The 20,530-nt window shown below is 53.6% G+C and carries 21 protein-coding genes; 16 read left to right on the plus strand and 5 right to left on the minus strand.

All coding sequences use genetic code 11. The annotated features are described in order from the left end of the window. Nucleotides 1-357: 357 nt before the first annotated feature. Nucleotides 358-591: a helix-turn-helix domain-containing protein gene (locus AEP_RS21240; protein WP_198301837.1), complete on the minus strand. Its 234-nt coding sequence runs from the start codon at nucleotides 589-591 to the stop codon at nucleotides 358-360. A gap of 134 nt (nucleotides 592-725) precedes the next feature. Between AEP_RS21240 and AEP_RS21120 the strand changes: the two genes are divergently transcribed. The 7 genes from AEP_RS21120 to AEP_RS14815 all read left to right on the plus strand — a co-directional run bounded on the left by AEP_RS21120 (nucleotide 726) and on the right by AEP_RS14815 (nucleotide 5,917). Next, on the plus strand, nucleotides 726-971 hold the full coding sequence (locus AEP_RS21120) for a hypothetical protein (RefSeq protein ID WP_087496086.1): 246 nt from the start codon (nucleotides 726-728) through the stop codon (nucleotides 969-971). Then, on the plus strand, nucleotides 964-2,412 hold the full coding sequence (locus AEP_RS14790) for a site-specific integrase (protein ID WP_087496087.1): 1,449 nt from the start codon (nucleotides 964-966) through the stop codon (nucleotides 2,410-2,412). Before AEP_RS21120 ends, AEP_RS14790 begins: the two co-directional genes overlap by 8 nt. Before the next feature lie 137 nt (nucleotides 2,413-2,549). Then, a complete protein-coding gene (locus AEP_RS14795; RefSeq protein WP_087496088.1) occupies nucleotides 2,550-3,263 on the plus strand; it encodes a hypothetical protein in 714 nt (237 codons plus the stop codon). Nucleotides 3,264-3,329: 66 nt separating this feature from the next. Further along, entirely contained in the window at nucleotides 3,330-3,728 is a 399-nt protein-coding gene (locus AEP_RS14800) for a hypothetical protein (RefSeq protein WP_087496089.1), read from the plus strand. A gap of 16 nt (nucleotides 3,729-3,744) precedes the next feature. Continuing rightward, complete coding sequence (locus tag AEP_RS14805; protein WP_087496090.1) at nucleotides 3,745-4,047, plus strand: hypothetical protein; 303 nt, start codon at nucleotides 3,745-3,747, stop codon at nucleotides 4,045-4,047. Nucleotides 4,048-4,480: 433 nt separating this feature from the next. Continuing rightward, complete coding sequence (locus AEP_RS14810; protein ID WP_087496091.1) at nucleotides 4,481-4,969, plus strand: hypothetical protein; 489 nt, start codon at nucleotides 4,481-4,483, stop codon at nucleotides 4,967-4,969. A 147-nt stretch (nucleotides 4,970-5,116) separates the two neighbouring features. Beyond that, nucleotides 5,117-5,917 carry a metallophosphoesterase gene (locus AEP_RS14815; RefSeq protein ID WP_087496092.1) on the plus strand — a complete coding sequence of 267 codons (801 nt, stop codon included), beginning with the start codon at nucleotides 5,117-5,119 and terminating at the stop codon, nucleotides 5,915-5,917. A 190-nt stretch (nucleotides 5,918-6,107) separates the two neighbouring features. Here AEP_RS14815 and AEP_RS14820 read toward each other — a convergent pair whose 3' ends face one another. Further along, nucleotides 6,108-6,395 (minus strand): helix-turn-helix domain-containing protein, encoded by a 288-nt coding sequence (locus tag AEP_RS14820; protein ID WP_087496093.1) that lies wholly within the window; start codon nucleotides 6,393-6,395, stop codon nucleotides 6,108-6,110. 64 nt (nucleotides 6,396-6,459) lie between these two features. On the opposite strand from AEP_RS14820, the gene AEP_RS21125 reads away from it, so the two are divergent. From AEP_RS21125 to AEP_RS14845, 5 genes are all read left to right on the plus strand, one after another. Then, nucleotides 6,460-6,888, plus strand: a complete 429-nt coding sequence (locus AEP_RS21125) for a zinc ribbon domain-containing protein (RefSeq protein WP_232459839.1) — start codon at nucleotides 6,460-6,462, stop codon at nucleotides 6,886-6,888. A 9-nt stretch (nucleotides 6,889-6,897) separates the two neighbouring features. Next, nucleotides 6,898-7,278: a hypothetical protein gene (locus AEP_RS14830; protein ID WP_198301838.1), complete on the plus strand. Its 381-nt coding sequence runs from the start codon at nucleotides 6,898-6,900 to the stop codon at nucleotides 7,276-7,278. 359 nt (nucleotides 7,279-7,637) lie between these two features. Next, nucleotides 7,638-7,955 carry an HNH endonuclease gene (locus AEP_RS21400; RefSeq protein ID WP_087496096.1) on the plus strand — a complete coding sequence of 106 codons (318 nt, stop codon included), beginning with the start codon at nucleotides 7,638-7,640 and terminating at the stop codon, nucleotides 7,953-7,955. A 65-nt stretch (nucleotides 7,956-8,020) separates the two neighbouring features. Continuing rightward, nucleotides 8,021-8,488 carry a topoisomerase DNA-binding C4 zinc finger domain-containing protein gene (locus AEP_RS14840; protein WP_087496097.1) on the plus strand — a complete coding sequence of 156 codons (468 nt, stop codon included), beginning with the start codon at nucleotides 8,021-8,023 and terminating at the stop codon, nucleotides 8,486-8,488. Beyond that, on the plus strand, nucleotides 8,485-11,226 hold the full coding sequence (locus AEP_RS14845) for a UvrD-helicase domain-containing protein (protein ID WP_087496098.1): 2,742 nt from the start codon (nucleotides 8,485-8,487) through the stop codon (nucleotides 11,224-11,226). The genes AEP_RS14840 and AEP_RS14845 overlap by 4 nt, the downstream gene beginning before the upstream one ends. A 117-nt stretch (nucleotides 11,227-11,343) precedes the next feature. Here the strand turns inward: AEP_RS14845 and AEP_RS14850 are convergent, their stop codons facing one another. The 3 genes from AEP_RS14850 to AEP_RS14865 form a co-directional block, all read right to left on the minus strand. Next, a complete protein-coding gene (locus AEP_RS14850; protein WP_087496099.1) occupies nucleotides 11,344-11,838 on the minus strand; it encodes a hypothetical protein in 495 nt (164 codons plus the stop codon). Between the two features lie 96 nt (nucleotides 11,839-11,934). Next, on the minus strand, nucleotides 11,935-12,327 hold the full coding sequence (locus AEP_RS20745; protein ID WP_157673181.1) for a hypothetical protein: 393 nt from the start codon (nucleotides 12,325-12,327) through the stop codon (nucleotides 11,935-11,937). 458 nt (nucleotides 12,328-12,785) lie between these two features. Next, complete coding sequence (locus AEP_RS14865; protein ID WP_087497366.1) at nucleotides 12,786-13,667, minus strand: LysR family transcriptional regulator; 882 nt, start codon at nucleotides 13,665-13,667, stop codon at nucleotides 12,786-12,788. 95 nt (nucleotides 13,668-13,762) lie between these two features. On the opposite strand from AEP_RS14865, the gene AEP_RS14870 reads away from it, so the two are divergent. Genes AEP_RS14870 through ilvD form a run of 4 tightly spaced genes read left to right on the plus strand, consistent with a single transcriptional unit; the run spans nucleotide 13,763 to nucleotide 20,454 of the window. Beyond that, nucleotides 13,763-15,325: an NADH-quinone oxidoreductase subunit L gene (locus AEP_RS14870; RefSeq protein WP_087496101.1), complete on the plus strand. Its 1,563-nt coding sequence runs from the start codon at nucleotides 13,763-13,765 to the stop codon at nucleotides 15,323-15,325. Between the two features lie 29 nt (nucleotides 15,326-15,354). Then, nucleotides 15,355-17,877 (plus strand): YbcC family protein, encoded by a 2,523-nt coding sequence (locus AEP_RS14875; protein WP_087496102.1) that lies wholly within the window; start codon nucleotides 15,355-15,357, stop codon nucleotides 17,875-17,877. Beyond that, nucleotides 17,874-18,719 (plus strand): DUF6671 family protein, encoded by an 846-nt coding sequence (locus tag AEP_RS14880; protein WP_087496103.1) that lies wholly within the window; start codon nucleotides 17,874-17,876, stop codon nucleotides 18,717-18,719. Before AEP_RS14875 ends, AEP_RS14880 begins: the two co-directional genes overlap by 4 nt. A 49-nt stretch (nucleotides 18,720-18,768) precedes the next feature. Beyond that, nucleotides 18,769-20,454 (plus strand): dihydroxy-acid dehydratase, encoded by a 1,686-nt coding sequence (gene ilvD / locus AEP_RS14885; protein WP_087496104.1) that lies wholly within the window; start codon nucleotides 18,769-18,771, stop codon nucleotides 20,452-20,454. Nucleotides 20,455-20,530 lie beyond the last annotated feature (76 nt).

Consider the following 20,530-nt stretch of genomic DNA (forward strand, 5'->3'; position numbering starts at 1 on the left):
TAAGGCGACACTTCAATCAATATCAACACCATCGCCATGGTAGAGCTTCGTCGACGCAGTCACCGTTGAATGACACGCTTGGAAGGCTATCGCACCAATGACCTCAAGGCTTAGGTCGTCGCGGAGGGTCTCAGCACCTCTTACTCCAGACGGTGTGCCAACCATGAACTGCATGGGCCAGTCAGTGACCAGCGAGCGACCTACAGCGTGAGTTCGATCGTGTCGGATGACCAGCAGCAATCGCTGCATGGGCGGCATCCGCAGGCACGCCCCTTCTGTAACAGATCAGACGTCTGCTTTGGTGCAACTATTCCAGGAGTGTGGAGGACTGCTTTTGGTCCGCAGCAGATGTTGAACCTAATCTGACTCATCAGAGTCGATGTACTCCAATAAATCCTCAACTCGGCATCCAAAGTACTGACAGAGTTTGTCGATGGTCTCTGTGCCGGTGCCATACCCTTTCTGATTCAGGATTTTGGACAGGGTCATTCTGTTGAGACCAGTCGTAGTTGCAACTTCATTGATCGTCACCCTCCGACCCTCAGCGAACTGCTTTTTCTCAATCATTTCCCCAAGTTTGAATCGAATCATGATGCGTTGATTGAGAAAAGGATAAATATTTTTATCAAAAGAGTTGCAAACTAAGCTTTAAGGTGTATTATTTGCATCAAGTGATCATTATTTTAATCACTTGATGCATTAAACAACACAGGAGTTTAGCAACTATGGAATCTACGTACCTAACCACTGAAGAGTTATCTGAAAAGATCAAATACGACGCGAGAACAATTCGAGAGCGGTTGAAGGACAGCGTACTTCACGAGGGGGTTCACTATGTAAGGCCCTTTGGTGGTCGAAAGATCTTGTATGTCTGGGAGCGCATAGAACGGGACATGAAGATGAGTTCGACTAACAGCCCCGTCGGTGCAAGTGCAATCCCGATGGCTAACGGAGGTGTTCTTCGTGGCTAAAGTAACCGTCAGAAAAGAAACTGGAAAGTTAGTGATCGACTTTACTTTCCGAAGTGTTCGATGCCGAGAGCAGACAGCCTTAGACAATACCCCCACGAACAAGAAGCGGGTTCAGGTGGTTATCGATGAGATAAAGAAGGCACAAAAAGCTGGAACTTTCCGTTATGAAAACTTCTTCCCAAATAGCCCGATGGCAGCGCGATTCACTAGTCAAGCAGATAGCTCTGCAAAAAGTGAATCGGCCATAAATTTGGCGACGAGAGAGCAAGAAGTTGGCCCCAAGTTCCAAGACTTCGCCAACCAATGGGTCGACGAACACAGCATTGAATGGCGTCGCAGTCATATCAAGTCACTGCTCTCTACGCTGAACGGCCGCCTCATTCCCACCTTCGGGGAAAAGATGGTCGGCAGTATCACCAAGTCTGATGTACTTGCATTCCGCGCTTCACTCGCCAAAGTTAAGGGACGCGGAGACAAGGAAGGACTCTCGGCCAAACGGATCAATGAAATCATTGGTCTGTTACGTCAAATCTTGAACGAAGCCGCCGACCGCTTCGAGTTTACGTCACCGATGACGAACATCAAGAAGCTGCGACAGCCTCGGGTGGATGTGGATCCTTTCAGTCTGGTCGACGTCCAGCGCATCCTCGCCACGGCCCGAGCTGATTACAAGGACTACTTCACCACGCGCTTCTTCACCGGCATGCGTACCGGGGAAGTGCATGGCTTGAAATGGAAGTACGTGGACTTCGATCTGCGCATCATCCGTGTCCGCGAGACCTTCGTGCTGGGTGAGGATGACTACACCAAGACGGATGGCAGCCAACGTGACATCCAGATGAGCCAGCCAGTCTTTGATGCTCTGAAGAGCCAGTATGAGATCACCGGCAAGGTGTCTGAATACGTGTTCTGCAGTCTCACGGGTCAGCCCATCGACAACAAGAACTTTAGTGACCGGATCTGGTATCCCTTGCTCCGCCACCTAGATCTCAAAAAGCGCCGTCCGTATCAAATGCGGCATACGGCCGCCACCCTCTGGCTCGCCTCGGGAGAAGCACCGGAGTGGATTGCCCGACAGCTGGGACACACCAGCACCGAGATGCTGTTCAGGGTCTACAGCCGCTATGTGCCCAACCTGACTCGTCAGGATGGTTCTGCGATGGAACGTCTTTTGGCGAGCCAGTTGTCGCAGGGACCACTGATTGAGCAAGGTGGCACTGGCAAATACATCCCTGCGATGGAAGCTGCACCGCAAGCGGTTCCTAAGCCCCGCGGCTTGCCCGCACGGCGGTCGGTTTTCAGGGGCGGGGAGGGCGGTCGTGGCGAAGATGGAGCAGCAGTGCCTGCCGTCAACCAACCACCGCCTATTGCCTGGGCGATGGCGAGCTTCGCCATGAAGCCGCCGCTGGCGTACCGCGCAGGCATCCAGTCAGCGCGCTGAACTAGCACCACCACTACCAAGACCAGAACCCCGGCTTTGAAGCCCAAAGCCGGGGCAGGGCGGAGCTTTGTCCGCATAAGCCCGAATGTCTGCGATTAAGGCCCCGCACAACCAATAGAACCCGAAAGAACCCCGTCATGCATTCCACACAACGCCGCTTCAACAACACTGCAATCGAAGCATCAACCTCACCATCCTCAGAACCCAAAAGCACTTGTGGTTATGAGAGCACGCAGGCCACCCCCTTGCAGTCCATCCCAGCTGCAGGAACTCAAAGTCTGCGAACGCTGGCCCCTCAAAGCGTGATCGCCGAAGTAGTGAGTGGCCTGCATAACCTCCACCTTCGCACCTTTCTGGAAGCCGTTCTCCACGAACCGCTAATCCACGGATTGATTACCTTGCCCTTGGTGCGTACTGGGGAGCCAATCCAGTTCCCCATCCAAGTCATACGTCGCACCGCGAACACCTATGCGATGGACTACGCCCGTACTGCCCAAGAAAAAGACCTGCTCACCGTGGCAGCCGTTCTCTGGGGCGTGCGATCCCTCTTGCACTTGTCCATCTACGGGGACACGGATCTGCAGGATGTCTTCTGCACCCTGATTCGTTCACCGCTGCACCAACTCGATGACCGCACCTGCCAAGTTTCCTTGATCCTGCGGGGGCTGATCGGTCTGGGCGATGAAGAGAGCGCCGACGAATCGTTAAGCCATCTGCAGTCCGCCCTGAACAAACGTATCAAGGGCATGCATGCCTGCAAAGCCTGGCTGCTCCCATCCATCCAAGCCGCCATAGAGCGTCAGACCGTACGCGGAGTACTGCACTTTGCACAACGTACAGCAGCGCAGTAAGTCCACCGGCATGAAGCGCACATCAAGCAAACCCAACCCCAGTTCCCCAACGACCAAGGAGTACGCATGAGCACCATCGACCGTTCCAACTACCCCGGCATTCCGGAAGACTTCCCTATCGAGGCCTTGCCATTTGCCTTGCCCGGCGCACAACTCAAGCTTAGTGTGGTCAAGCAAGGCGAGCGTTTCTACGCAACGGGTACATCACCCCAAGAGGTGCAAGAAGACTACGAGTCCATGTTGGACTTGGCCAACCAGGTGGTGGCCTATGTGCATCAGAAAGACCTCTCCACCAAGGAAGCACTGGATGCCTTCCTGAATCAAGAGTCCATGGTGATGCAGATGCACTACGGAATCCGACCACGTCACGCAGAGTGGGTGATGAAGCAAGTACGCGTCCTGCTCAAGGACACCGGCCATCCCGCTTCGGCTGATAGCTCCAACAACCCATCCCCTCAAGTCTGAAAGGAGTCACTCCCTGATGCAGAAATTCAAAAGCTTCAGCTTCCACAACCCCAGCGTGGACCTCAGCCAGATCGAGGACTTCCGGTTCAAGAGTGGTTCCAGAGAAGCCACCCCGGACTACGGTAAGCCGGTTCGGATCTTCCAGACCCAGGGTCTGCAGATCGTCGGTGTGCCGCCAGAACTGAACCGCATCCTTCCCACCCACGTCATCAACCGGGCCGATGGTGTCAAAACCGCCGTCTCCTGCCACTTCGAAACCGAACAAGGTTTCTATCTGCTGCGGGTTCGGTTGGTATGCCACATGGCCATGCCCGCTTAAGGAGGACTGTCATGCCAAGAATCCTCCTCAAAGTGAAGCGAACGGAAGCCATTCCCCGAGCTCGACACGGCAGCAATGGTGTCGGTGGTCTCACCCGATCACTGCGATTCCGCATGCTTCAACCACTGTCCTACACCACCCAGATCACTATGCACAACGCGGTAAAGCTGCCTCAAAGCGCCATTGCCTGGCCATTGGGGAAGCGTGTGTACTGGCGTCTCAACACCGCCCGAAACCTGCAGCTCAGTCCTAACCCGAAAGGGGCATTCCGGTATGGCAAGTACCAGAGTTCGCGAGTGAAGAGGCTGGGGTACTGGAATCCCCAAAGCACTTCCAGACCTGCGTCACACCAAGCAGCCATTGCACGCCACCGGATTCGCATCCAACAACGAACCCGACAAGCCAACTTTCAACGTAACCCGCGGAGGAAATCATGAGCCGTTCGACTTACACGCTGAACCAACACTCGCCGGCATCCTTGCGAGCACTTCAAGCGCTAAAGACAAAAGGCACTGCGAAGCAAACCGATTCAGGGCAGAAGGAGCTGGGTGGCACTACATCGCTGCTGGTTCTCTTTGCGTTGGTATTGGTGATCCCTGTCCTGATGCTGATCAGGCTCGACTCCAGAGTCGATCGCTGGATGGCTAACGACGGTAAGCCAGTGCTCTCGATGGGAACCGTCCAAAGCATTCAGTTCGTGGGTCGCCTAGGAGGACTGGATACCCAGATCAATACAGACCAGCGAACTCTGTTGGTGGCGGGTGCTGCAGCACTCCCGAAGGGAACGTCACTGGAATGGCGACGCAGTGAGCTCTACGGAGATCTGTGTGTTGTCGGAACTGACCGCTGCTGGGACTTGCTGGAGATCGATCGGACAGAAGGAAACGCTTCAGCAGTCCATCAGATCCCTATAGCACGCTGAAACCAGGCCACGTCCCTTGCTCCTGCGTCCACTGCTGAGATATTCATCAATGCGATAACGCAGCTGAGAAAAGGAGCAAGAGACGGTGGCTTTTTTTGCTTAAACAAAGAACCAAACTAAGCTCACCAAGAGCCCATTTGAAATCCTATGAAAATTCAAATCGCTTCCGATCTCCACCTCGATCTGCTCCCCAAGCTTGAAGGTGCAAAGCCCAGCCTTACTGAGCAAACCGACGCTGACGTCTTGGTGCTCGCCGGAGACATCCATGATGGGTACCAGGGTATCCGTAGCTTCAGCAACTGGAAGGCGGGCCAAGAGATCATCTATGTAGCCGGTAACCATGAGTACTACGGTCATGTATACAAAGCCAAGCAAGGTCAGATGCAGGTCTGTGCAGCCGATGCCGGTGTGCACTTCCTGGAACGTAATGCGATCGTGATCAAGGGAGTCCGGTTTCTGGGGGCCACGCTATGGACAGACTACAGGCTCTTTGAACCTCAGTACGCACAGCTTCTTGCCATGCAGGAAGCCAAGGACCGATTGAACGACCATCGCCTCATTCGTCTGGACAAGGGAGCGTTCTCTCCTGTGGATGCCCTGGCTATTCACACGGCTACAAGACGCTGGCTCAAAGAGGAACTGGAGAAGCCCTTTGATGGAAAAACTGTGGTGGTGACTCACCATGCTCCTCATCCCAACTCGGTCCATCAGAAATACAAAGATGACTTGTTGAGCGCTGCGTTTGCGAGTGATGTCAGTGAACTCCTTCAAGGGGCATACCTGTGGATTCATGGTCATGTGCACGACAGCTTTGACTACCAGGTGGGGCGGTGCCGGGTAGTTGCGAATCCTGCAGGGTATGTCTTGAATCGGCGATCCATCAGGAGGATGGAAGATGCTCAGCTGGAGAACAAACTGTTCAACCCCAGCTTAGTGGTGGAGGTCTGACGAAGCGGATCAGGCTTCAGGGCATGACCTAGCGTTTGAAGCAAGCAATCAATGCCACCTCAGGTGAAGTGTGCTTCGGCTCTCTAAGCAGAGTCCACGGGACAAGATTCAGGCTACTTATGCTCAAGCTACCCGAGAGCTAAATTCTTTCTGTCTATGTCTGTACGCCTGGCTTGAAGAAATTGATTGCTTACTTGCTGACCCGGCCGCGCGAGAGTTTCTCTCTAGAGCGTACTTTGGGAACGCTGGTGACCGTGGGCCATTCCAGCAACTCCTGAATCGTGACGGAGAGAGCTCCCGAAAAGACATAAAGCATGGTCAGGGTGGGGTTGGCTTTACCAGCTTCTACCCGACTCATGTAGGTCCTGAACACACCGCAACGCTCTGCAAACTCTTCCTGGGTGATGCCGCGTTCCGCACGCAATTCGCGTACTCGCAATCCCAAGGCTTGTTGAACATTGATGGTCGTCTTTGGCACCCATGAAGTCTGGGTTTGGTATATTTATTGATACACACACTAATTCGTACCTTGAGGAGGATTTATGAGCGAAGCAGACAACGCCAGCGTCTCTGTGTATTGCGGTCAATGTGGGCACAAGAATGCGCCAGGCTTCAATTTCTGTCAGTCCTGCGGTAGACCGGGCAGCCAGGCAGAAATGCAGCCGATGGCTGCAAATACTGAGGGCGCACAAGTACAGCCCTCAATGACCTTGCTAAAGGCCACCGCGATCTATGTAGCTGCAGTCCTGTTGCATGTTCTCCTGATAAAGGCCTTTCCAGAGGGGATTGTTCTGGGCTATCTGATCTGTGGATTTGTAATGACCCGTATCGTGATGCGCGGTCTGATCGAGTGGCATCCCAACTACAACACACTGGATAACGTGGTGAGCGCCAAGATGAGCATGTTTGCGCTTTGGCCCATTCAGATGCCGTCGCTCTTGTTCAAGCTGATGTTCAACAAGGTAATGTGAAACCGGGTCGTGCGACACACCACCAATCCCGATGAAAGAACGGACTTCACCATGAACTACAGAACGCCAATCCTTCTGTTGCCTGCGCTTTTGTTAACGGCTTGCTTCAGTCAGCCACCAACAGCCGATGATGTCGCCAAGCTGGTGCAAAAAAGATGGAACAGCTACCCAGACTACAAGATATCCAAAGTCAAAATCACTGAATTGAACTGTGCCAATCGAGAAGGAAAGTACCTCTGTGAATTCATGGAGGATATCGAAGGTACGACCCAGAAGTTCAAGATGGAGAACCTAAAGACTTACATCTTGGATGTTCCCTACAGCAAAAAGTCCAAAAGCACCATGAGCTTGTCCAAGGGTGACAAGGGATGGATCATGGAGCGTATTTAGGTGGCTATGCTCCTGTCCATAGTCTGAGAAAAGGCTTCATTGGGAGTTTTGTGCTCAAGGAAGGAGTTGGGCGTAACAGCGACTCAAGTCTAGTTTGTCATTTGTGCCTACGAGCACTTGCAAACCATCTCTGAGATTTGTAGACTTGTGTCCGCTCGGGCAAGCAACACCCGACCGCATTGTTCGAAAGACCTTGCATAGCCGATACGCAAACGCGGCGGCTCCCGTTAAGCTTTATCAAGTATCCGGGGATTTGCTTCTAACCCAAGTACATTCCTGTGAACCATAAACGCATTCAAGCTCTGCGCGCTCGCGCCTATCAACTTCAAAACTGCCTTTGCTACTACTGTGGCCTCCCCATGTGGGAGAAGGACTGTCAATTATTTCGACGAGAGCAAGGACTAACGCCTAAGCAAGCGCTGTTATTGAAATCTACGGCCGAGCATCTCAAGGCGCGTCAGGATGGCGGAAGAGACTCATGTTCGAACATTGCTGCTGCGTGCCTCTATTGCAATCGGAAACGTCATGCTGGCCGCAGTAAATGCGCTCCTGATAGTGCCTCGTACAAACGTGTGATTCAGGAAAAAGTCTCAAAAGGCAAGTGGCATCCCCTTGCGGCTACTTTGAAACTTCAACTTATGGGCAACCAACAAGAAAACCCAGAATGGCGACATTGAGTGTCGCCCTTTCCACCTTGGCAAATTGATTAAGATTCCTCAAAATCAATATCAAGGGAGTGAAAATGGCGCGACGCAAGAAGTCCACGGGTGCTGATGTTTTTTTTGATCTGACAGCCAAGATACCGTGGTGGTTGAGCCTGGGCATTGCCGCAGGTGGCTACTTTGTGTTGCACAAGATCGCGACGACGCCTGCGACACCTATCGTTCCCGGAAAGATGCCTGATGTCATGTCGGGGATTTTCCTAAAGGGTCTTGCAACCGGCGGTCAATACATAGTTCCCATTCTGTTTGTCTGTGCAGCAATAGCCTCTCTGGTTCGCTCAACGTTAACTAGAAGTGCAGACAAGCCAGAGAGCTTCCAGCAGACGATTCCAACAGCTGTTCGTGAAGCTTCGAAACCTTCGATAGCCTGCCCTGAATGTGGAGGTGCCATGGTCCATCGCAGCGCCAAGCGCGGCGCTAATGCCGGCAACATGTTTTGGGGGTGTGCAAGCTATCCCCGCTGCAAAGGCACACGCGCGCTCCAGTGACAAGCGCTAGGGCTTTTCCGGTTCAGGAGTGGCGCTCCACAGGAGCGGGAAGGTTGTTTACGGGTGCTTCGGACTGGAGGCTGCGAATCGCCGGAGAACAATTTGAGCTTAAGGTTGCGGGCGCAGTAGTTCGGGACTCCATCCAAGCGTTGGAGACCATAAGGGTCAAGCCTGGTTGGTTCTGGTCAAGCTTAGAACTGCCGGACGACGCTGGTAAGGTCCTGTCACTTGGTGGCATTTCGAACGGCGAGGTAAAGAGGCTGCAGTTTGTCTTGAATGCAGCGATTGCTCAGTTACGGCGCAGTGAGCGTATTGCAGCTGTCCTCAAGGATTTCCAAGGCAGTATGACGCCTGTCCTTGAGTGGGCTTCAGCGTGCACCAAGGCATTGAGGACGCAGCTCAAGATGCGCGGCTGGATCACCAGGGAGGTATTGCAAGTTCAATTGCATGCCAAGCCAAGCATCTCCAAAGACATCCTCGAAACCCCGGAGGTGATTGCGCATCTCCGTAAAGAGCCTGCAATCATCCAAGAAGCGATTCAGCTGTGGCAAGACGATCTGTATGCCTACGGTAAGCGCTTGAACCAGCAGCATCAAGCTAATCAGCTCGAGTCACAAGCTGACTTCTTCCAAAGGGTAGAAAAGTCACCTTTGACTCAAGAGCAAGTGCAAGCGGTCATCAACTTTGACAATCGAGTGTTGTTGGTGGCTTCCGCAGGTTCCGGAAAAACCTCCACCATGGTGGCCAAGGCAGGGTATGCCTTGCACAACGGTTACTTCTTGCCGGAGCAAATGCTCCTACTGGCCTTCAACAACGATGCTGCCAAAGAACTGTCTCAGCGTATCAAAGCCCGGCTTCAGCCTTTGGGTCTGCCAGCTGAGCGTGTCGTTGCAAAGACATTCCATGCATTCGGCCTTGATGTCATTGGTCAGGAAACTGGAAAGAAGCCCTCACTGGCGCCTTGGCTAGAGGGCGGTCAAGACCTCGAGCATTTGCTGAAACTGATTGATGAACGCAAAGACGCGGATATCGTCTTCCGCACCCAGTGGGATCTCTTTCGGATAGTGCTGGGCCAAGACCTGCCCAAGTTCGGCAAGGAGATGGAGTCTCCAGATGGATGGAATGCTCAAACCAAAGAAGAAGGCTTCTGGACGCTCAACAATGAAGTCGTCAAAAGTCGCGGTGAACAGCTGATTGCCAATTGGTTGTTCTACAACGGGGTGAAGTATGTCTATGAGGCCGCCTATGAGGTGGACACAGCCGATGCACAACATCGGCAGTACCGCCCGGACTTCTACCTCACAGATGCCAACGCCTATCTAGAGCATTGGGCTTTGGATGACAACGGAGAGCCTCCGCCGGAGTTCGTAGGCTACAAGGAAGGCATGGTTTGGAAGAAGCAGCTCCACGTCCAACATGGGACTACCTTGTTGGAAACCACCATGGCGGACCTTTGGTCAGGTCAAGCTTTCCGGTATCTAGAAACAGAACTCAAAAAGTTGGGGCTAGTTCTGGATCCGAACCCTGAGCGTCCCGCGCCCGGACGCAAACCGATTGAGAACCCCCGGCTTGCCAGAACCTTCCGTTCATTCCTGACCCATGCCAAAAGCAATCGTCTAAGTATTCAAGACTTGCGCAAGCGTTTGGAGGGCGGAGTGGTGGGGGTGTTCCGCTTCCGACACAAGCTGTTCCTGGACCTGTACGAGACGATCTCAACCCTTTGGGAAAACGAGCTCCAATCCTCCGGCTGCATTGACTTTGAAGACATGCTCAACATGGCTGCAGACTGTGTGGAGCAGGGTAGATGGGACAGTCCTTACCAATTGGTCATGGTCGATGAGTTTCAGGATGCCAGCCAAGCTCGATCGCGCCTCGTAGCATCTTTAGTACATGGTCCTCACAGGCACCTGTTTGCGGTTGGAGATGACTGGCAGAGCATTAACCGGTTTGCAGGTGCTGACCTGTCGGTTATGACGAACTTCGAAACGCGCTTTGGTCCCACAGTGACCATGAAGCTGGAGACGACCTTCCGCTGCCCTCAGTCTCTTTGCGACATCAGTAGTGCCTTTGTGCGGAAGAACCCCAAACAGCTTGCCAAAGTGGTTCGCTCTCAACAACCTGCTCTCAAGGATCCGGTGAAGATTGTTCGTGTTGCTGATGAACACAGTATCAGATCCGCCATCGCGAAGCGGATAGAGGAAATCGCGAGCACGGATCCCAAAGGTAAGAAGCACAAGATCTTGGTACTGGGGCGCTACAAGAAAGAAAGCGTCTACCTTCCCGCCAATGTTGATACCAGTCGTATTGATCTGGAGTTCATAACTGTGCATTCCTCCAAAGGGCTGGAGGCGGATCACATCATTCTTCCTAGAGTGACATCCGAGACTCTTGGTTTCCCCAGCAAGGTAGCTGACGATCCAGTGTTGCAGCTTGCCATGCCATCGGGCGATGATTATCAGTACGCAGAGGAGCGGAGACTTTTTTATGTGGCACTCACGCGTGCACGTCAGACAGTCACGCTGGTCACAATCGAGCGTAAAGAATCGCTGTTCATCGCGGAGCTAGTGAGAGAGCAGGGCATCTCTATCGAGGACCAAGCTGGCAATCAGGTTGCAAGTGAAATGTGCCCTAGATGCGGTGATGGATTCCTCACGCAGAAGAAGGGCAAGTACGGTCCGTTCATTGCTTGTACTAGATACCCACGTTGTGAATTCACGCGAAACATCGCTAGGTCATGAGTCGGCTTACGACCCGCTGCGGACGATTGCTAACTTGGAAAGCGGACACTCATCGTCTGAATTCACCGGCGCTGCATGGCTTCATCGCGCAGCGTCCAGTGGAATGATGGGTTCGACCTAACCGGCAATTTCATTGAGCCGTGCCTCGGTGAATTTCCATGCCCCGGGTATTCGGTCGGTAGTACCGGCTGCCTTGGCGCGGTTTGTCCAAATATGCTCTTCGTAAAGAATGGTGTCACCGCGTCCGGCGGCCGCAGCTTTCAACCACTCGGCAATTTCAGTTGGGGTAGCAAGGTACATGCGCGGTAGTGCATCAACGGCGACGCCACGGAATTGAACGAGACAGAACACGGTTTTCTTGGAATGTTTGCCCAACCATTTATCGGCTGCGCCGTGGTAGTCCGCGTTGGCGATATACGATTGCGTTAGCCCCCACCCGCCGTCTTGGCTTCCCTTGACCGAAACTTTCAGTATTCGTTCACCATTCACGGCAACAAGGTCGTACTCCGGCTGATTTGCTCCGTACTGGACCGATACATCCCACCCGCATCGCGCGAACTGAGCTGCCGCGAATGCCTCTGCTGCTGTAGCAACTTGCCAGGAGGTAATCATGAGCGAATAAAGGCCGAACGTTGGACGTAACGGGCGCCGGAGCGCAGCGGAGGGAACCAAACTGCGGAGCAGTTTGGCGTCCCGTTGACGGACTTGTTAGCCATCTGCGTTGGGTGAATGGTCGCGGTGGGCATCTTGCATGTGAGCGGCAATATTCATCTTTCGCTTGCCACACAACGGACAGCGTTCCGTGGTGAGCTCGTAGAGTACCCGATAGCTATTGCCACTGAGCCGTTCCTTAAGAAAATGGCGGTACAGATATTCTGTTACGGCCGGAGACATTTCGCTTCCGCGGCATGAGAGCACGGAAGTGGAAATGAACTTATCGGACAGGTGTTTAACCGGATTGGCGACACCTGATACTCGGTAGAGGCGTACAAGATCAGCGGCGCCGTCACAAAACGCGTCGCGATAAGTTGTTGCGTTCGGTGCATGGCCCACGTTCAGTGCGCTGATGGCGGGCCCCTGGTGTGCTTTGCAGTATTCCAAGAGCGCCACCTCTTGTTCGTGCTGTTTTCCGCTAAGGGGCATTGGGAAATGGCTAACGCAATTTAGACGGCAAAAACCGGTGGATACATCCGGAATCCACCGATACATCATTTGGAGAAAACGCCGGAAAGCCGCTTGAACATCAGGTCAGCGGCCTGTATTCTGTATGGATATGCAGGTATAAATATCCCACGAAACCCGGCACTCCCTCGTTGCAATCAACCCGCCTTCTGGACCAGGTGCGTAAGCGGGTTCGTTATTTGCACTATAGCCTTAAAACCGAAAAGGCTTACCTGTACTGGGTTCGGTTTTTTGTCCGCTGAATTCTGGTCGCGTGGACAGAAGTGACTGCTTTGCGATGAGGTGGCGGAAGACTGCTCCTGGCCCAAAGCTGCCAAGCCTATTCGATAAAGATTCCAGCCTTAGCTCAACAAAGCTGGCACAAACCAACTTTTTAGTCAGTTGGTTGAAATCAGCGATCTCAGCGCCTGTGGTTGATAGCGGTGCGGCGCTGTGATCGCGTAGAACCGCTCTTTGAGTTCCTTTAGCGCTCCAACTACTTTCAATTGGCCATTGCGCAATTCGTCTTGGACGACCACCTCTGGCAACAATGCGAGCCATCCACTGTCACGGGTCAGCAGTCGCAGCATCGCCATGTCATCTACTTCCGCGCGCACTTTCGGAGTTACACCCGCGGAGACACACAGGGCATCAAACTGAGCCCTGACCGCATGTCTGGGGCCGGGTAATGCGATCTCCACGTCTTGAAGATCCTTGGGGCCCTTGATGGTGCGTTTTCCCCAAACATCGGTAGCACCCACCACAGACATCACTTGACTGGCCAAGAGCCTGCAATGCAGTGGTCTGTCCGGGCTGGTGGGGACAGCTTCATTGGCCAGGACAACGTCCAACTCATGTTGCATGAGCCTGTCCAAAAGTCCTTCTAAAAGCCCTGACTCTAAAGTAAGCGTCAGGTTTGGATCTGAAAGCAATGGACGTAACCAGTTTTCTTGGTAATTGCGCGAAAGGGTCGAAACGCTTCCGATCCGCAGCTTGCTTTGACCGGGGTTTTGCCCATTGAGTCGACCCATCAACTCAGTACCCAAGTCGAATATCCGGTCCGCGTAGCCGTACACCAATTTGCCCGTATCAGTGAGTGTTAGTCGACGGCCCTCCCGGCTGAAAAGCGGTTCTCCAATTCGGTCTTCAAGCTGCCGAATTTGCGCGGAAAGCGCAGACTGGGACACATGCATCTCTGCAGCCACCTTGGAGAGATGGCCCACTTTTGCCACTCGCCAGAAGTAATGCAAGTGATGGAAGTTCAGGCGGCTCAGCCCCAGATGTTCTGTTTTTTGATTGTTTTCGTTCATTTATATCTATTTTACAGAACGAGAAGAAGTGAGCAATATCCGCCCATTACTGAAATGAACCGAACATGAATCTCTCACCTCAAGTCCTCCTTCTGCTCATTTCACTGCCTACTCTTTTGATGCTGGCAGGCGCCGCTTATGCACTTTTTATGGATCGACCAATCGCCGATCGCTGGACGTTCGTGAAGGGCGTGAGCATCCTCGCTGCTGGAGTCACCCTAATGAACCTATGCGCGCTTCTCTTTGGGAGTGAAAGCTTTTTTACAAAAGTTTCTCAAGTTACCTCACTCCTTGGTTTGACACTGACTGCCGCTTGGGTGGCCTGCTTGGTTCAATTGCTGGGTAGTGTCATTCTGTTTTTCTCAGAACGCTACCTGCAGGGCGAGCCGCGGCAAAAGTCCTACATCGTGGGCGTCGCTGCTGTTCTAGGCAGTGTGCAGTTGCTCCTTATCGCGGACAACTGGTGGCTATTGATCGCTGCATGGTCACTAACCGGTATTGCTTTGGATGGCCTCCTGCGCTTTTATCCTGAACGTCCCTTCGCCATTCTTGCGGCTTATAAAAAGAAGCTCTCCGACAGGCTCGCGGACATCTTGCTCATCTTGGCGGCGGGCCTTGCTCAGGTAGAGGTCGGTACCAGCTCGATCTCGGCATTCCTTCAGTTTGTTAGCGCAAATGAATCGGATGTATTCATTCATTTCATCGCTGTGCTCGTTGTTCTGGCTGTCGCCATTCGCTTGGCACTCCTGCCACTGCATGGTTGGCTGATCCAAGTGATGGAGGCCCCAACACCGGTGTCTGCACTCTTGCACGCAGGCGTCGTCAATCTGGGGGGCTTTGTACTGATCAAGTTTGCGCCGCTCTTGGAGTCGTCGGATGCAGCCAGATGGACACTCATCACCCTGGGTTTGTTCAGCGCCTTTGTGGCCGGATTCGTCATGCTCACCCGAGTCAGTATCAAAGTACGCCTCGCCTGGTCTACGCTTGCCCAAATGGGCTTCATGGCAGCCGAATGCGGTTTGGGACTCTACGAACTGGCCATGCTGCACCTGATGGGTCACTCCATCTACAAGGCTCACGCTTTCTTGATGGCTGGCGGAGCCGTGAGCGTCTCAAGAGTCAAGGAGCTGCGGCAGCAAACTTCGAGCTACTCCACATGGAGTTTGATCTGTGCCCCGTTGTTCTCAAGCTTGGTCGTGTTGTCCGGAGTACAGATGCTTTCTGGTTCCACCGGTACCAGCTGGCCCTGGTGGTGGAGTGCAATCCTGGCCCTCGCATGGGCCCCCCTCTTTTGGGTGAAGTCTTCTACCGCGAAAGGTCAAAGAGTTGCATTACTCCTTTGCAGAGCTTCTTTGATTGCGGCGGTCCTAACGGTGCTTGCATGGGGAGCCCACTACGTCCCATTCGGTGTGGAAAGTATCCCAACATCTAACGGGAGTGGCGTAGCGCTCGGTGTCATGTTGTTGATTTACGCAGGACTGGCGGTGCTCCAGTCGGGTGCCAAGAGCGCCAATGTGGAACGTGTACGTCGTATTGGATATGCCGGTCTGTATTTGGATGATTGGTACACCCGACTAGTCATGGTGGCTTTCCCGCCAGTGCTGACACCCAAGTCCTCAAGCCTTTGAACGAATAGACATTAAATAGGCGTATCAACATGACTGCCATCACCATCCAAGAAACAAGCCAGATTCAGGCTGTGCCATCAGGAAACGACTTTGCGCAACGGGTTGAAACAGCGTGTCAGAGTGCATGTGACTCCATAGCGCCAGTGTGGCCCCTTGATCGATCAATTGCGGTCAACCCCCACTGGGGACGCATTAGCAGTGACGTCAGGACGGTTGCTGCCAGACTTGCAGTGCTCGGTGGCATTCAAGTCTTTCCCTCTCGCAAGTACATACAGAATGCGTGGAGCACCGGCCGAATCACCCCTGAGGATTTGTCCAAATCCATCGCTCAAAAAGACGGTCAAGCAAGCGCCATTCACTGCGTCGCTGACTTGAAGCAAGAGCCCAACATTCAGCGTCAGTCGCTGCTCATCGACTTGCTCGAAATGCATCTGGATGGCGAGTCGCGCTTTTCATGGAGACACGCGGTTACCCACCAAATCAGCCAGACCTGTGCAGCGTACTTTGATACGCAGCAGGCTGATTGGAAACCAAAGACTGCTTCTGGTTTATATGGTTTCTGGCGTGAGACCATCTCTCATGACCGGGGAATCGGGGTACTCATGGGCTTACCTGACTTCTCGGAATGCTTGGAGCAACTCCCCAGTACCGCATTGCAAGCTGAGCAATGGGCTCTTAGGAAATTCGGACTTGACCAAGGTGTATGGGCTGACTACTTGGAAGCACTTTTACTCACCGTGAATGGATGGGCGTCCTGGTGTTCTTACTTGAGCTGGCAAGCCAAACTCGAAGGCACAACGAATGATGCGCTCCGTGAATTGTTGGCCATTCGCTTGGCATGGGGGGCGATTCTTTTGGATAGCTGCAGCCCTGTCCATGCAGAAGCAGTGTTCAAGAAGCTCCGCAGTGACTGGAATCAGGCACCCGAGAAAATAGCAGCGGCAAAAGTTGAACTTGAAGTCGATGAGATTTGGCAGCTCGCGCTGGAGTTGGGCTATCAGCGAGAGTTGGCATCCTCTTTGTCGGGCAATGGTCGAGCTAGCCTTGCAACGCCGAATGTTACTGGTGTGAAGGCGCAGGCAGTTTTTTGTATCGATGTGCGTAGCGAGCGCATCCGCAGGGCCATTGAGACAGTGGATCCCTCAATTCGCACCAAAGGATTCGCCGGCTTCTTTGGACTGCCCATTGCGTACAAGCATTTAGGAAGCAGTAGTTCCAGACCTCAACTTCCCGGACTCTTGCCACCAAGTCTTACGGTGAGCGACGAGATCGTATTCCCGGATGGTGTCAGCCTGCAGAGCGAGCGTCAAAGCTTAGAAAGCCTGCGAACTCTCAGTTTCCTTAAGGCGGAGCAGTGGGAATCTCTTTCGCGCTGGCCGGGTTCGAGCTTCTCATTCGTGGAGTCCTTTGGCATGGCCTTTGCCGGCAAGCTGAGTGGTTGGCTGCGGACGAAGGTTGAACACCGCACTCAAGATGACTACGCAGGCATTCCTATGCGGCTGCGTCCCGTGTGTCGGCCTGAACTGCAAAACGTCAGCGTGGAACAGCGCGTTGCAATTTGCGCTCAGGTGCTCACGGCGATGGGTTTGAAGTCAGGCTTTGCGCCTTTGGTACTCCTGGTGGGCCATGGAAGTCAGTCCGCCAACAACCCGCATGCTGCTGGCTTGGACTGTGGAGCTTGTGGTGGGCAAACCGGCGAAGTCAATGCACGAGTGTTGGCTCGTTTGCTGAATGAATCAGACGTCCGAGCTGGCCTGTTGGCAAAAGGTATTGAGATCCCCTCTGCGAACCGCTTTGTCGCAGCCTTGCACAACACGACGACTGACGAGCTGGAGTGGTTCGACACAGATCTTTTGACGGACGGTGTTCGGACGGGGCTGGCCGATGTGCAGAAATCCTTCAGGACTGCTCAGCAGTTTGTACGCATGGAGCGGGCACCCTCGTTAGGAATTGACCCCTTGAAGTCCCCAGCAGAACTCTTGAATATCTTCAAGCAGCGGGCCAGTGATGGTGCACAAACACGTCCTGAGTGGGCATTGGCGGGGAACGCATCTTTTCTGATGGGGCCGCGGGCCCTTAGTCAAGACTCCCGGCTGGGTGGAAGGGCCTTCTTGCACGACTACGAATGGCGCAATGACACGGATGGCAGCGTGCTCGAGCTCTTGATGACAGCTCCGATGCTGGTCACCAACTGGATCAACTGGCAGTACCACGCTTCTCTTTGTGAGCCCCGCTTGTATGGGAGTGGCAATAAGGTGTTGCACAACGTCGTAGGAGGCAATATTGGCGTTTTCGAGGGCAACGGAGGGGACCTCCGCCAGGGACTTTCGAAGCAATCCTTGCACGACGGCACGAACTACCTCCACGAGCCATTGCGACTCACCGTTGTTATTTGCGCGCCGCAGAGCAAGATCTTTGAGATTGTTCAGAAGCACGAGGTTTTGCAGAACCTGATTTACAACGGGTGGATGCACCTCTGGCAAATGGACGGTGGCCAGATCTTCAAACTAAGCGCTTCGGGTTGGACGCCGGCGTTAGGAGCTATGAAATGAGCTCCCGCTTCAAGGGGCAAAAAATTGCCTTCTTGACCCAGCACGGAAAAGAGACGGTGTTGAAGCCAGCAATGGACTCTGCGCTGGGATGCGATGTTCAACATGTCTCGGGGTTCGATACAGACCTTCTAGGTACCTTTACCCGTGACATTGATCGCGCTGGCTCGCAAACCAATGCTTTAAGGAAGAAAGCCCGCAAAGGCATGGAACTATCTGGCCTCTCAATCGGCGTCGCAAGTGAGGGCTCTTTCGGTCCTGATCCGTTTACCGGAATGCTGACCTGGAACGTCGAGCAGGTGATCCTTATAGATGATGAAAGAGGTCTCGAGGTAACGGGATCAGCCCAGATGGTTGCCCGGTGTGGAGAGCTACTGGCTGAGACGTGGGAGCAGGCAAGCGCATTCGCATTGGCCCATGGCTTCCCATCTCACCAGATGGTGATCCGATCTCAAAAGAAGAACGTATGCACCTTTTACAAAGGCATCTATGACTGGACCACTCTGGAAACACGCTTTAAAGAAGCGCATAAAGCATCCGCGGATGGCAAGGTATGGATGGAGTCTGATTTGCGCGCTTTCGCAAATCCAACGCGTATGGAGAACATCCGGCGTGCGACTGTAGATCTGCTGAAGCGCTTGAAATCCGAGTGCCCGACTTGCTCCATGCCTGGCTTTTGGCGTACCCAGAACCTTCCCGGTTTGCCATGCCGTGGTTGTGGTGCACCCACGCACCTGCCCCGCGGAGAGGTCTGGAAATGCGTCTGGTGCACACACTCAGACACTACTTTCAAGCCATCTACAGATACAGCAGAGCCCAAGTTTTGCCAAGTTTGTAATCCGTGAATTGGATTGCTGTCGGAATCACTTCATTAACCCTCACCGAATATTCGCTATGGATCCCAAAATCAATCGCCGGTCTGCCAACGTAACAGAGGGTGTGACCCGAGCGCCAAACCGCTCCATGTATTACGCCATGGGCTATGAGTCGGGCGATTTCAAAAAGCCCATGATCGGTATTGCCAACGGGCAGTCCACCATCACACCTTGCAACTCAGGGTTGCAGAAGTTGGCAGACGCTGCGCAGCTGGGCATAGAAGAAGCAGGTGGCAAAGTTCAGATGTTTGGCGTACCCACGATCTCGGATGGGATTGCGATGGGGACTGAGGGAATGAAGTACAGCCTCGCCTCCAGGGAAGTCATCGCGGACTGCATTGAGACTTGTGTGGGAGCTCAGTGGATGGATGGCGTTCTTGTCATTGGCGGTTGTGACAAAAACATGCCGGGCGGAATGATGGGGATGCTTCGCGCTAATGTTCCATCTATCTATGTATACGGTGGACCCACGCTACCGGGGCGCTACAAAGGCAAAGACTTGAACATCGTGAGTGTCTTTGAAGCCGTTGGCCAGTACAGCGCAGGTCAGCTATCGGATGAGGACTTCCATCAGATCGAGCGACGTGCAATCCCTACCAGCGGATCTTGTGGAGGTATGTACACCGCCAACACCATGAGTGCAGCCTTTGAGGCCCTGGGTATGAGTTTGCTTAATTCCTCCACGATGGCGAATGCCTATGAAGAGATTGAAGCTGCTTCACGCAGGGCGGGCAGGGTACTGCTTGAAGCCGTTAAGAATGACCTCAAGCCACGGGATATCGTCACCAAAAAGTCTATCGAGAACGCAGTTGCCGTCATCCTGGCAACTGGAGGCTCTACCAATGCGGTGCTCCATTTCTTGGCCATCGCACATGCAGCTGGGGTTCCATGGACCATGGATGACTTCGAGCGCATGCGAAAGAAGATTCCTGTCATTTGTGACCTGAAGCCCTCAGGAGAATACCTCGCGGTCGATTTACATCAGGCCGGGGGCATTCCCCAAGTGATGAGGATTCTGCTCGACGCAGGTTTGCTCCATGGGGATTGCATGACCATCACTGGTGAGACCGTCGAACAAGCCCTTCAAAGCGTCCCTGCGCAATCATCTGACCCACGCAAGGTTATCCGACGCATTGATGAGGCACTCTATCCGCAAGGACACCTTGCCATCCTCAAAGGGAATTTGGCAGAGGAAGGCAGTGTCGCCAAGATCACCGGCATCAAGAAACTCACGATTAAGGGACCTGCGAAGGTATTCGACGACGAGCAGTCCGCACTCCAAGCCATCATGTCCAGACAGATTCATCCTGGCGACATCATGGTGCTTCGTTATCTGGGACCCAAGGGAGGTCCAGGAATGCCTGAAATGCTGGCACCCACCAGTGCCTTGATTGGCCAGGGCTTAGGGGACTCGGTGGGATTGATTACAGATGGCCGGTTTTCTGGCGGAACTTGGGGTATGGTGGTCGGCCACGTAGCCCCAGAGGCATTTGTCGGGGGAAACATCGCCCTGGTGAAAGAGAATGATCTGATCACTATCGATGCCGTAAACCTCGCGTTGACGCTGCATGTGTCAGATGAAGAGTTGGCTATGAGGCGGAGTAAATGGGTTGCTCCGGCGCCTCGCTACACGCGCGGTGTGTTGGGGAAGTTTTCAAAAGGTGCATCCAGCGCGAGTACAGGAGCTGTATTGGACTTGGATTGAACGCTTGACTGAGGATTGCATCCAACGAGCCACTACGGTAAGCGCCTAGACACCTGCTGGTCTCCTCGTTGCCAAA

It is taken from the genome of Curvibacter sp. AEP1-3, from assembly GCF_002163715.1.
Taxonomy (GTDB): domain Bacteria; phylum Pseudomonadota; class Gammaproteobacteria; order Burkholderiales; family Burkholderiaceae_C; genus Allorhodoferax.